Here is a 13234-nt window from a genome sequence, read left to right as displayed (position 1 = left end):
TCACGCCTGCGCCGCGTACTCCTCCGCCATCGCGTCCCCGCACTCCTTCTTCCATTCCTGGACGGCCGCGGACCACTCGGTCAGCGACGACCGGCCCTGGATGATCGCTCCTTGCAGGTCACTGAGCTTCCGGGTGGCCGGCGGCGCCTTGGTGACCGCCGTGTCGGAGAACTTGCCCAAGGTCGGGTTCGGCATGCCGTTGGGGATCTGCTCGGCACAGTAGGTGTGGATGCGCTCGGTCATGTCCGGCTTGCCGGCCATGTAGACGTCACGCCAGATGCTCGCACCTGCATAGTTCAGGCCACCGATCGCCTCTTCCGGCGCATCCGCGATGCGAGCCAGTTCACCGTCGGTGAGGGTCCACTGCCGGTCCTTCACGCCGTAGTTGACGTGCAGGAACTCCTGGGTCCCGAAGGGTGAGGCGATGTAGTCGAGCAGTCGCAGCAGTTCATCGATCCGCGCCTCGTCGTCGATCTTCTTCAGCCCGACCGGGGCGGTGTAGGCCGGTGCCCCGAGGTGCTTGACGGCCGTGCCGCCACCGTCCCACTTCGGCATCACCACCACCCCCACCTCGGTCTCGAGGTTCGCCTTGGCCTGCCAGTTGGCGAAGTTCTGCGACAGCAGCGCGGTCGTACCGGCGTTGAACCAGGTGTGGCTGTTGGTCTGGTCGGTGTAGGAGTTCGGATGGTAGAGACCCTCGGCGAACATCTTGGTCACCACCTCCAACGCCGCCTCGTACTCCGGGGTCTCGTACTCGCTCACCCAGGTGTCCCCCGAGGTGTCCCAGACGTTCGGGCCACCCATCGCCTCGAGCACCAGTGGCACGGTCCAGTTCTCCGGCAACTGACCGATCGCGAACCGGTCGCCTGCGGGATCGTGGAGCTCACGGACCATGTCGAGGAAGGCTTCGCCGTCGGCCAACTCCGGCATCAGGTCGATGCCCTTCTCGGCCAGTCGGTCACCGTGGGTCAACAGGATCATGCCGCCGGTGATGCGCGGTTGCGGGATGCCGTACACCTTGCCGTCGAAGACCGAGACCGACCACGCCGACGGTGGATGGTTGGCCAGGTTGGGGTACTTCGCCACATGGTCACCGGACAGGTAGGGCGACAGGTCGACGAACATCTTGTCCAGCAGTGCCGGCAGCTGCGGCACGGTGACGATCTGGGTGATGTCGGACAACACGTCGCCCGAAACAGAGGTCTGGAACTTGGCGAGGTACTCGGTGCTGCTGACCGCGGTGATGCGGATCTCGGCACCCGCCTCCTCGTTCAGCAACTGCCACCACTGGTTCTGCTCCATCGGTACGGCACTGGCCCGGCCCTGCAGCAGGAACTCCACCGGAGCCGACAACCCGAGTGGCACCGTGCCGGTGCTCTGCGGCGGATCGGGGTACTTCAGGTAGGCATCCGGCACGCCGGTCTCCGCATCACCGGGCAGGTCCGGGGTGGGACCGTCGAAGGGGATGTGGTTCGGCATCGCGCCACCACCCGCGCCGCCGCCACCACCACCAGCGCCGCCCGGCTCACCCGATCCTCCGGGCTCGGTGCCCGAGCCGGTGCAGGCAGACAGCGCCAGACCTGCGCCGGCAGCCAGGCCGGAGCCCAGCACTGTTCGTCGAGAGAGATGTCCCACGATGCACTCCTTCGTGTCACCGGACCGCCGTCGGTTCCTGCCACCGATCACGTACGGCCCTCCCCCGAGATCCCCATCGTGTCGTGCCGGACCGGCAACTTCAACCGTTTGCAACCCGATGTCGGCCAGGGCGAGCGGATCAGTACAGGATCGTTGCGAACTCGCCGATCTGCTCGAAGCCGACCCGCCGGTAGGTGGCGACCGCGCGCTCGTTGAAGTCGTTCACGTACAGGGAGACGGTCGGGTACGCCAGTCGGGCGAGCTCCACGACACGGGCGACCAGGGCCGGCGCCAGCCCGCGGCCGCGCAGCTCGGGGTCGAGCCAGACGCCCTGCACCTGGCAGTACTCCCCCGACACCGAGCCGAGGTCGGACTTGAAGATGACGCGGCGGTCGGTGACGACCCCGAACGCCCGGCGCATCTCGACCAGGTTGCGGACGTAGCTGCGGTACGCCGACGGGCTCGGTTGCAGCGGTGACACCCCGACCTCCTCGGTGTACATCCGCACCGCCGCGTCGAAGTACGACCCCAGGTCGCGCGGGGTGATCACCTGCACCCGCGGGTCGGGTTCGACGTCGGGGTCCCGGTCGATCACCATCAGCGGTTGCCGCTCCCGGACCTCGCGGACGGCCTGCCAGGAGCCACCCCAGCGGCGGCACAGCTCGTGCCACAACGCCAGCGCCACGTGGGCGTCGCCGGAGATGGAACTGGCACGGCGTACTGGTCCGGCGAGCTCGGCGAAGGCTCCCATCACCTCAGCATCGGCGGCACCGATCGGCACCAGGTTGGAGCCGGCGTGGCACAGCGCCACCAGCTCGCCGTCGCGCTCGAAGCCCCAGACCGGGCAGCCGAGGATGAACGGGTCCAGGCCTTGGGCCCGGATCCGACCCGACACGAACACGTTGTGCACCGGCTGCTGCAACAACAGCCGGACGACGGCGTACAGGTCATCCGGGGTCAGCACGCGAGCACCGGCCCGGGTCGTCGGCTCGACCGCCATGCCCTCAGCTCACCTCTCGCGCACAGCCCATGCGACGACTCAACCGACGCTCACCTGCGGGCCGGTCTCGCCCTCCATCTCGGGCATGGACTCGGCGATCCGCATCGCTTCCTCGATGAGCGTCTCGACGATCTCGCTCTCCTTGACCGTCTTGATCACCTCACCCTTGACGAAGATCTGGCCCTTGCCGTTGCCGGAGGCGACGCCGAGGTCGGCCTCGCGGGCCTCACCGGGGCCGTTCACCACGCAGCCCATCACCGCGACCCGCAGCGGTACGGTCATCCCCTCGAGCCCGGCGGTGACCTCGTCGGCCAGCTTGTAGACATCAACCTGGGCGCGCCCGCACGACGGGCACGACACGATCTCGAGCTTGCGGGGACGCAGGTTGAGCGACTCCAAGATCTTGGTGCCGACCTTGACCTCCTCGACCGGGTCGGCCGACAGCGACACCCGGATGGTGTCGCCGATGCCCTGGCTGAGCAGCGCACCGAACGCGGTCGCCGACTTGATGGTGCCCTGGAACGCCGGGCCGGCCTCGGTGACGCCGAGGTGCAGCGGGTAGTCGCACTGCTCCGACAGCAGCTGGTAGGCCCGCACCATGATCACCGGGTCGTTGTGCTTCACGCTGATCTTGAAGTCGTGGAAGTCGTGCTCGGCGAACAGGCTGGCCTCCCACAGCGCCGACTCGACCATCGCCTCGGGGGTCGCCTTGCCGTACTTCGCCAACAGCCGCTTGTCGAGCGAGCCGGCGTTGACGCCGATCCGGAGCGAAACCCCGGCCTCCTTCGCGGCCTGGGCGATCTCGCCGACCCGGTCGTCGAAGGCCTTGATGTTGCCCGGGTTCACCCGCACCGCGGCACACCCGGCCTCGATCGCGGCAAACACGTACTTGGGCTGGAAGTGGATGTCGGCGATCACCGGGATCTGGCTCTTCCGTGCGATGGCCGGCAGCGCCTCGGCGTCGTCCTGACTCGGTACGGCCACCCGGACGATGTCGCAGCCGCTGGCCGTCAGCGCCGCGATCTGCTGCAGGGTCGCATTGATGTCGGTGGTCTTGGTCGTGGTCATCGACTGCACCGAGATGGGTGCGTCGCCGCCGACCAGCACCTTGCCGACGCGGAGCTGGCGGGTCTTCCGCCGCGGTGCCAGCACCGGGGGCGGCGAGGAGGGCATTCCCAGCGGGACGGTCATGTCACGAGCCTTTCTGGTTCTTCGGACGTACGGGTACGAGGGCGGTCGGCATGTCAGAACAGGGTGACGGGGTCAATGATGTCAGCCACGATCAGCACGGCCCCGCTCAGTCCGACCACGATGGCCACCGCGTACGCCACCGGCATCAGCTTCGCCACGTCGAAGGGGCCCGGGTCGCGTCGCCGGAACAGCTTCGCCACGCCCCGCCGCAGCCACTCGTACAGGGCCCCGGCGATGTGACCACCGTCCAGCGGCAGCAGCGGCACCAGGTTGAACAGCGCGAAGAACAGGTTCACCACCCCGAGGGTGCTGATCAGCCCGGCCGCCTTCTCGCTCACCGGGATCTGGTCGGTGCTGGCCATCTCGCCGGCGATCCGGCTGGCCCCGACGATGCTCATCGGACCGTTCACGTCCCGCGGTTGCCCGGTGACCAGGTCGGCGGCGACGTTGAACACCCGGACCGGGAACCGGATCAGCACCTGGAAGATCGTCTGGCTCATCTCGCCCATGTCCCCGACGACCTCGACCGGGCCCTCCTGCACTCGTTCGACCACGGGCGAGACACCGAGGAAGCCGGCCTGCACCGTACGGCTGGGATCGAGTTCGGCGGGCACCCCGGTCAGCGCGGTGTGGGTCCGCAGCGTGACCTGTTGACCATTCCGGTCCACCACGATCACCGCCTCGCGGTCGACGTTGGCGCGGATCAGCTCCGACAGGTGGTCCCAGTCGGTGAGCCGGGTGCCGTTGAAGCTGACGATCGTGTCACCCGCCTCGATGCCTGCCGCGGCGGCCGGCGACGGCGCATCACCGGGTTGGCAGGTCTGCTCGACCCGGTCGGCGGGGATCATGCACTCGCTCACCTGGGCGATCCGGAGCTGCTCGCGCACGGTGCCGAAGGTGACCGCCACCAGCAACAGCAGCAGGAAGGCCAGCACGACGTTCATCGCCGGACCGCCGGCCATCACGATCAGCTTCTGCCACGACTTCTTCTCGTAGAACAGCCGGCCCTCGTCGGCCGGTCCGATCTCGTCGGCGTCGGCGTTGCGGGCGTTGTCGATGATCGAGCTGAACATGCCGGTACTGGACGACATCGAGCGGCCCGGCTTGGGCGGCATCATCCCGATCATCCGGACGTACCCGCCGAGCGGCAGCACCTTGATCCCGTACTCGGTCTCGCCACGGCGGGTCGACCACAGGGTCTTGCCGAAGCCGACGAAGTACTGGGTGGTCTTGACGCCGAACGCCTTCGCCGGGACGAGGTGCCCGATCTCGTGCAGCGCGACCGAGACCATCACCAGGGCGAAGAACAGCACCGCACCACCGATGTAGATGACCGTCTCCATCAGCGCCCCTCACCACTCGTCCGGTCCGGTGACCCGAACCCCGGGCCGCATCAACTCTACGTGCTCCCATGTCACGTCCGCCGAGCTCGTCGAGACGCCCCTCGACGAACTCGGGGAATGTGGGGCACGGGCCGGGGAACCGGGGTCAGGCGCGCAGCTCGATCGGCCGGAAGCTCGAGGTGGACCACACCGACGCGGCACCCCAGCCCTGGCTCAAGAAGCTGCTCCCGGTGTGGTGCTCCCGGTTGAAGTAGCCGTACAGGGTGGTCGCGGTGGTGGCCGACCCGGACACACCGAGTAGCGACATCGGGATCGCCTGGATCGCGACCCAGTGGTCCTGCTCGGTCCCGGCCTCGTCGACCACCGCGGTCGAGGTGACCCACGGTCCGGGCGAGGCCTGGAACTCCTTGTTGCTGCCGAACACGATGCCGGCCCCGGTCGGATTGGTGAACCAGACGCGGTACTCCGCTGCCGCGTCGACCCACGGGTCCTCCGACCCCACATAGGTTTCCACGTAGTCGGAGTTGCCGTTCCACCAGCTGCCCGAGCTGTTCAACGGCGGGGCCGCCAGGTCGCCGATGCCGTCGTCGAAGCACTCGTACGCCACGTACAGGTGGGTTGCGTCCCACAGCATCCTGACCTTGGTGGCCAGGCCCGGCACGGGTTCGATCGTGCCGGGGTTGCGGAAGTCGCTGAGCACCGGGGCACCGCTCCAGATCGGATCGGTCATGTCCGTCGTGGCCAGCACCTGGTCACGCCCGGCTGACGTCTGGAGTGCGACAGGCTTCTCGGTCGGCTCGTACACGACCTTGTCGACGTTGCGCTCGAACGCCTCCTTGATCGGACGGATCCGCTCCCGCTGGTCCGGATCGGCCAACCCCCACGCGCGATCGAGTGCCGCCTGCATCAGGTCGTTGCGATCGCTGTCGGCGTAGAACGCCAACAGGTAGACCGTCAGCGGCGCGTTCCACGGCAGGGTGACCCGGTCGTTGCCGTCCCAGGCCTGGGTGAGCAGCCGGTGGTACTCGATCATGTCGGGTGCGGCCGCCCCGTACGAGATGGTGCAGAACCGCTCGGTCAACGCGTCGATGTCCGCCTCGGGATTCCAAGCCAGCTTCGGGTACAACCACATCGTCAGGGTCGAGATGCTCCACATCCGGGTGCTCGTCTCGACGTCGACCACCCCCTCCGGGAGGGTGCCGGTGAAGCCCAGGTCCTCGTACAGCTTGACGTCGGCCAGGATGCGGGGCGCGATCGGCCGCTCGAAGTCGCTGGCAGCGTTCGGAAAGCACCCGTAGTAGTTGTACAGCACGACGTTGGACGTCTTCTGGCTCCACCGGACCAGGTTCTCCCGAACGGCAGTGTTGACCGCCGAGTCGGGGTCGGTCAAGGGGCGTCGCATGTCCTCGTGGATCGGTGCGACGACCACGGCGACGTTGGGTTCGACCTCGCACAGTGGGGGGATCTCGGTGAAGACGTACGCGAACGTCGTGACTGTCGCCTCGGGATGCTCAGCGGCCACGGCACGCGCAACACTGTTGAGGAAGGTGTAGTAGACCGTCGAGAGGTACGCCGGATGATCCGGGTCGACCGACTGCCCGGGCGCGTAGCTGAACGGCTCCAGGCTCTCGGGCACCTGCAGCACGCTCGAGTTGTCCTCGATCCCGACGCCCACGTGGGCGAGTCCGTACGTGTCGAGGAAGGCGACGACACTTTCGGAGACGGCCACGGCGACGTCGGCGTTCCAGAAGTTCAGCTGGCTGACCGGCAGCTCGACCTGCGGATTGCCGTTCTCGTCGGTGTTCCAGCAGCCTGCCTGACGCTCGGGATCCCAGCCCTGGTAGGAAACGCTCTGCAGCAGCCATTCGTGGAGGTTGTGTCCGAGGTTGACCGGCTCGATGCCGATCGACTGCTGCCGGGGCCACTGGGTACGGGTGCCGACCTCCGCGAACTTCGCGTTGAGCCGGTTGCGCGCCATCATCAGCTCGGTGGCCGGGTCGGCATGGAACTCGCCGCCCGCCCCGACGCCGGTGAGGTGCCAACCGCGCATCGCCAACGCCGGCACCTCGACCCGGTCCGTACCGACCAGGGTGATCGTCGACTTCGGCTCGTAGATCGTTCCCGACTCCCCTGCGCGGGTCCAGATCACCCCGAGCTCCCGCTCGATCAAGTCGTAGACGCCGTTCAGCACTCCCCGCGGCCGGGTGCCCAGCACGTACACCACCTGGTCGCGGCTGCCGACGATGAACCCGTCGGAGTCCGCGACCTGCTCCAACTCGTCGGCAAAGGGCGCCGCCACGGCGGGCTGGGCGTCGGGGGTGCCGAGACACACCACGGCGCCGTCGACCCTGGTCCTGACCGGGGCGGCGAGTTCCGGCGCCGGCCCGACGGGCGTCGGCACGATGACGCCGTTGCCGGGACCGTCCGGTGATGCGCCGGGGTCGTAACCCTCGATCGAGCCCACCTCCTGCAGCGCGAAGTCGTCGAGCCAGATCGTCCCGGCGCCGGCCAGCACGAGGTTGAACCAGGTCTGGACGTAGCGCTCGTCGAGGGCCGGGTTGGCGTAGAAGGTGACCGCGTGGCGCTGCCAGTCGGAGCCGAGTGGCACCGTTGCCTCGAAGGCGAGCCGGATCCGCTGACTCTGTGCGTCAAGCTCGCTGAGCCGTAGCCGGACATCGCTGGTACTGCCGGCGTCACGTCGGCCCCAGAAGGTGAGCCGATATGCCCGCCCACCAGTGAACTTCAGGCCTCGTTCGTACCCAGACGTCGCCCCGTCCCAGCCGCTGAACCTGATGGAGGTGGTCCCGGAATGGGCCACCGTGGTGTCCGGTGTGAAGTGTGTCGTCCGGTACCACGGCAGGAAGGTGGCGTCCTCGATGCCGGGATTCGACAACAGGTTGGCCAGGCTGTGGTCCACCACGAGGGGGAGCGTGAACGTCTGGCCCGGCTCCGCGGTCACCGTCACCGAGATCTCGTGGACCTCGGGGTCCGCATGCTGCAGCACGGTGACACGGCCACTGATGGCCACGCTGGATCGGGCCGCCAGGATCAGCGGTCGGGACGGCATCCGGAACTCGACGTGCAGTCCATCCGGTTCGGCGGGCACGGACACCGTGACCCGTACCGCGCGGGTGGACGGGTTCGTCACGACGGCGCGGATCTCGTGGTGACCCGGGCGCGGGGCCACCAGTCGCCCGGGCATGAGCGACGCCTCGACCGCCAGCCGGGTCGGATCACCGCGCAACACGGGGACGTCAGCCCCGCTGACCAGCCGTACGTGCTCCTGCAGCTCCTCCGCCGCCCGGGTCTCCAGGTCCGCGGCGTCCGCGGAGATCACGATCAGGCCCCGTGCCCTCCCGTCGCGGACGAGGTCACGGCTCGTGCCGCTGGCGTCCGCCCGCAAGGCCGGCAGTGCCGTGGCGGCAGCAGTCAGCACCCCTCCGGCGAGGACGGTGCGTCGACTGACGAGTGCAGACATGGAACTCCCTTGTTCGTGGCTGTCAACAGCGCGGGCGCACAGCAACACCGGCGTCTCAGGACCGCGCCCCTTGCGGAAGGAGAGCACACCGTGCGGTCGTTGTAAACAGCTGATCCAACGCTCGGGCGAGCGTTGGATCACGCCCGTCGCAGCTCGCGAACGGATCAGGCGCGGGCTCCGCACGCCTTGCCGGCCTCGGCACGGGCCCAGGCGTCGGCGGCGAGGACGGCGTCGACGGTGAGTTCGGCGTCCCGGCCGGCAGAGCCGGTGGCGTGGTCGGCCAGCACCGCGGCAATGATGTCGGTGATGTCGCCGAAACCGATCCGGCCGTCGTGGAAGGCGTCGACGCAGACCTCGTTGGCCGCGTTGTAGACCGCCGGTGCGGTCGCCGGGCCGGCTCCGGCGCGACGGGCCAGCTCGACTGCCGGGAACACGTCGTCGTCCAGCGGTTCGAAGGTCCAGGCGGTGGCGGCGCTCCAGTCACACGGGCGGGCTGCGCCGGGCAGGCGGTCCGGCCAGTTCAGTGCCAACGCGATCGGCAACTTCATGTCCGGCGGGGAGCACTGTGCGATCGTCGAACCGTCGGTGAACTGGACCATCGAGTGCACCACCGACTGCGGATGCACCACGACGTCGATCCGGTCCAGCGGGACGTCGTACAGCAGGTGCGCCTCCAACAACTCCAGCCCCTTGTTGACCAGCGTTGAGGAGTTGGTGGTGATCACCCGGCCCATGTCCCAGGTGGGGTGCTTCATCGCCTCGGCCGGCGTCACGTCGGCGAGCTGCTCGCGGGTGCGGCCACGGAACGGTCCCCCGGAGGCGGTCAGGATGATCCGGTCCACCTCGTCGGCCCGCCCGGCCCGGAGTGCCTGCGCGATGGCGGAGTGTTCGGAGTCGACGGCGACGAGTTGCCCCTCGGCGGCGGCCTCGGTGACCAGCCGCCCGCCGATCACCAGCGACTCCTTGTTGGCCAGCGCCAGCGTCGCGCCGGCAGCCAGAGCGGCCAAGGTGGGCTGCAGGCCGGCCGAACCGGTGATCCCGTTCAGCACCACGTCTGCCGCGGAACCGGCGAGCTCGGCGGCCGCCGACGGTCCGGCCAGGATCCGTGGCAGGCGGACGTCCCCGGCGTTCCAGCCGGCCTGCTTCGCCTCGGCGTAGAGCGCGAGCTGGAGGTCCTGCACCGCCGTCGCGCGGGCCACCGCCACGGAGGCGGGCCGATGCCGCAACACCTGCCGGGCGAGCAGCGCGATGTCGCTCCCCCCGGCGGCCAGTCCGACGACCCGGAAGCGGTCCGCCGCGGCCTCGATCACCTCGAGGGCCTGGGTGCCGATGGAGCCGGTACTGCCGAGGATGACGATGTCGCGCACAGGCGTCAGTCTGGCACGGGCCCGCCGGGGTGGGTGTCAGGTACGCCCCGCGCCCCGGCCCGCCGACTCCGGGTCCTTCTCCTGGGACCCACTCGGCGAGGGCGGCCGTACGGCCTTGGCGATCGCCAGTCCGCCCCACAGCACCAGGGCGAGTACGGCGACCAGGCCGTACTCGGCCAGCGGGATCCAGGTGATCTGGTGGATCGAGCCGAGTCCTCGCCAGGTGTAGACCGCGAGCACGGCGACCACATAGCCGATCCCGATCACCCAGCGGGTGCGGCGGCTGAGCCCGACGCCATGCATCTGGGTGATCACGAAGATCGCCAGGAACCCGAACAGGAACATCGGCCACAGCCCGTTCGGGCCCGAGTTCATGATCGCCACCAACGTCCCGTGCACGGCCACCAGCAGCTCCAGGACCAGCGTCCAGATCCGATTGGTGTGGGCGCGGGTGAGGAAGAGGCTGCCCTGGACCAACAGCAGGAACATGTAGAAGAAGCCGATCAGGTGACCCGAGGTGTTGAGCATCGGGTGGTACCAGAACGTGTAGATCGCTGCCCAGCTGAACAAGTAGCCGTGGTACTTGCGGGCGAAGCCGATGACCTCGGCCTTGATCGGCGCCGGACGCCCGAAGGCCATGCCGCGCCGCCGGTTCTCCATCAGCAGGACGACGACGAGCAGTGCGATGACCGAACCCTGCGACGAGTAGATCGACACGTCCTGGGCGAGGCCGTCGTAGAAGACCTGGCTCTGCACCTGGTGGAGGACGATGAAGCCGAGATTCGCCAACAGGGCAACGACATTGATCGGGTGGAGGGTCCGGCTGTACGTCCGGACCCGGGTCTGGGCATAGAAGATCAACCCCCACGACACCAACTGGTGGGCGATGTAGCCGGCCCACGCCGACAGCCGCGTCCACACCGTCGGCTCGGGCAGTTTCCACACGTACCAGGACGCGCCCCGGTCGGGCAGCAACGGTTGATCGGCGAGCCGGATGCCGCCGAGCCAGACGCCCAGGGTGAGCAGGGCCGCGGCCGCCACGCCCAGCAGCAGGATGCGTCGTACGGTCATCGCCTCATTCCTCTCCCCCGAGCTGCGGCCACAGTTCGCCGGCCAGCGTGGCGAACCGGTCGGCCAGTGCGGAGTCCCGTGCCTGGGGACTGGCTTCGCTGATCGTACGGTCGGCGATGAAGCAGTCGCCACGGTCGGCCAGTTCCGGGGCGTCGAGCACCCACAGCACGTCGGCTGCCGCCTGCTCGGCGGTGACGGCGAACGGCAGCCGTGGCACGATCCACCGCAGCTTGAACCGCAGCCAGCCCCGGGTGTGCCGGGCGGCCGTGCGCGGTACGAATCCCGGACACACGGTGTTGCTGGTGACCGGCCCGAGTCGCCGGTCGAGCAGGGTGCTCACCCACATCAGCGCCAGCTTGGAGTTCTTGTACGACCGCTCCGGGGTGTAGCCATGATCAAGGTTGGGGTCGTCGAAGTCGAAGTCGACCGGCTCGCCGCGGCTGCCGGGCAGGTGCAGCCGCGACGTCAGCGACACCACCCGGGCAGCGGGTCGCAGCATGGGTGCCAGCGCGCCGACCAGCAGCAGCGGCCCGAGGGCGTTCGTGGCGAGGGTCACCTCGACACCGTCCGGGGTGAGTTCGCGAGACGGCGGAGCCAGGAGGACACCCGCGTTGTTGATCACGCCGTCGAGGGGTCGGCCGTCGGCGAGCAGGGCATCGGCACACCGCCGGACCGAAGCCGGATCGCTCAGGTCACAGGTCCGTACGGTCACCTCACCGGTGGGGTGGTCGGCCAGCAGGCGACGACGGGCACGATCACCCCGGTCGGCATCACGCGTCGTCAGCACCACCCGGTCCCCACGGGCGAGCAGGGCCGCGGCCAGCTCGTACCCGATCCCTCGGTTGCCGCCGGTCACCAGGACCGTCCGATCGCCCATGCGTCCAGTCTGGCCCCTCCAACCCCCGCGACTCCCGCGACCCGCTGCGCGGGAACTCGACGCGAAGGAACGAACGCCACACGGGGCGCGATCGTTGGTTAGGTTCGCCTCACTACCTAGGATGTAGGCTGACACGGACTGCGGTCAGGACCTGACCGCGCCACACTCGTTGGAGGGAGACCATCGCCATGACGGTGACCGAGACCACGTCAGACACTGGGCAGGGTGCCGGCGGGGCGACCGGCTACGAGCCGCTCGACCCCTCGATCCGGGAGCAGTACCGCCGGGACGGGTACTACGTCATCAAGAACGCACTGGACGAGGAGTCCCGTGCCACCCTCGAGGCTGCCGTCGACAAGGTGTACGCCGAGGAGCAGGAAGCCGACCGGCTGCGTCCGGACAAGTCCATCCACGTGATGGGCTTCCTGGATCGCGACCCGGCCTTCCCGGCCCTGCTCGACTGGCCGACGACCTTCCCCTACATCTGGGGCAACATGGGCTGGAACATCTACAGCCACCACAACCACATCGACGTCAACCCGCCGAAGGACGAGCCGCCCTTCTGGAACTGGCACCAGGACGGGTACCGGCAGAACTCCGACATCGACATGGACGTCCGCCCGATGTTCATGACCAAGATCTGCTTCGCGCTGACCGACCTGTCCGAGCCCGGCTACGGCCAGACCAAGGTGATCCCCGGCAGCCACGTCAACAACACCCTCGCCGGCCGACCGGAGAAGCCCGGCGATCCGATCATCGAGCCGGAGGGGTCGACCGAGGTGCTGCTGTCCCCCGGCGACGCCTTCATCTTCGACCGTCGGCTGTGGCACAGCCGGTCGATGAACAAGTCCGACCGGACCCGCAAGCTGCTGTTCATCGGCTACACCTACCGGTGGATCCGTCCGCTGGATGAGGTCGTCGCCGATCAGGACTCCGACTGGTTCGCCGGCCTGTCGCCGCTGCACCAGCAGCTGCTCGGGTACGGCCCGGACCACGCCTCGTTCTGGGGCATCAAGCAGTCCGGCTGGATCGACGACGACATCCCGCTGCGTGGGGAGCTGAAGGAGCGCGGTCTGCTCGACCGCAGCATCCCCTTCCTGCGTTGACGTTCCGACCCCCTCGGACAGTCGAGCCCCCGTGCACTCCGGTGTACGGGGGCTCGTCCCGTTCGGGCACCACCCGGTGCTTGGCCCGGGAGCGGCCACACCGCGAGCAACATGCCGTACGGTCGTACCGTGACGATCGTGACGGTGTTGTGGGACGCCGACCTGT

The 13234-nt window shown here is 68.6% G+C and carries 9 protein-coding genes; 1 reads left to right on the top strand and 8 read right to left on the bottom strand.

Features of this window, described 5'->3' with window-relative positions; translation table 11 throughout:
- From ACQBAU_RS07060 to ACQBAU_RS07025, 8 genes are all read right to left on the bottom strand, one after another.
- On the bottom strand, positions 1–1635 hold the full coding sequence (locus ACQBAU_RS07060; protein ID WP_465255759.1) for an extracellular solute-binding protein: 1635 nt from the start codon (positions 1633–1635) through the stop codon (positions 1–3).
- Positions 1636–1774: 139 nt separating this feature from the next.
- A complete protein-coding gene (locus tag ACQBAU_RS07055) occupies positions 1775–2635 on the bottom strand; it encodes a GNAT family N-acetyltransferase (protein WP_434551528.1) in 861 nt (286 codons plus the stop codon).
- A 39-nt stretch (positions 2636–2674) separates the two neighbouring features.
- The gene (gene ispG / locus ACQBAU_RS07050; protein WP_434551527.1) at positions 2675–3826 is read right to left on the bottom strand and encodes a flavodoxin-dependent (E)-4-hydroxy-3-methylbut-2-enyl-diphosphate synthase; all 1152 of its coding nucleotides are present in this window, start codon (positions 3824–3826) and stop codon (positions 2675–2677) included.
- A gap of 53 nt (positions 3827–3879) precedes the next feature.
- A complete protein-coding gene (locus ACQBAU_RS07045) occupies positions 3880–5169 on the bottom strand; it encodes a M50 family metallopeptidase (RefSeq protein WP_434551526.1) in 1290 nt (429 codons plus the stop codon).
- 145 nt (positions 5170–5314) lie between these two features.
- Positions 5315–8647, bottom strand: coding sequence for a DUF4838 domain-containing protein (locus ACQBAU_RS07040; RefSeq protein WP_465255758.1), 3333 nt, complete (start codon positions 8645–8647; stop codon positions 5315–5317).
- A 164-nt stretch (positions 8648–8811) separates the two neighbouring features.
- Complete coding sequence (dxr, locus tag ACQBAU_RS07035; protein ID WP_465255757.1) at positions 8812–10014, bottom strand: 1-deoxy-D-xylulose-5-phosphate reductoisomerase; 1203 nt, start codon at positions 10012–10014, stop codon at positions 8812–8814.
- Positions 10015–10050: 36 nt separating this feature from the next.
- Positions 10051–11085, bottom strand: a complete 1035-nt coding sequence (locus ACQBAU_RS07030) for a hypothetical protein (protein WP_434551523.1) — start codon at positions 11083–11085, stop codon at positions 10051–10053.
- A 4-nt stretch (positions 11086–11089) separates the two neighbouring features.
- Positions 11090–11962, bottom strand: a complete 873-nt coding sequence (locus ACQBAU_RS07025; protein ID WP_465255756.1) for an SDR family NAD(P)-dependent oxidoreductase — start codon at positions 11960–11962, stop codon at positions 11090–11092.
- 188 nt (positions 11963–12150) lie between these two features.
- On the opposite strand from ACQBAU_RS07025, the gene ACQBAU_RS07020 reads away from it, so the two are divergent.
- Positions 12151–13068 (top strand): phytanoyl-CoA dioxygenase family protein, encoded by a 918-nt coding sequence (locus ACQBAU_RS07020; RefSeq protein WP_465255755.1) that lies wholly within the window; start codon positions 12151–12153, stop codon positions 13066–13068.
- Positions 13069–13234 lie beyond the last annotated feature (166 nt).

Origin of the sequence: Carbonicoccus niuqiaonis, assembly GCF_050157065.1 — a bacterium.
Lineage (GTDB): Bacteria > Actinomycetota > Actinomycetes > Propionibacteriales > Propionibacteriaceae > Avipropionibacterium.
The sequence above is the reverse complement of the archived record's forward strand: the minus strand, read 5'-3'. Positions and strand labels throughout refer to the sequence as shown.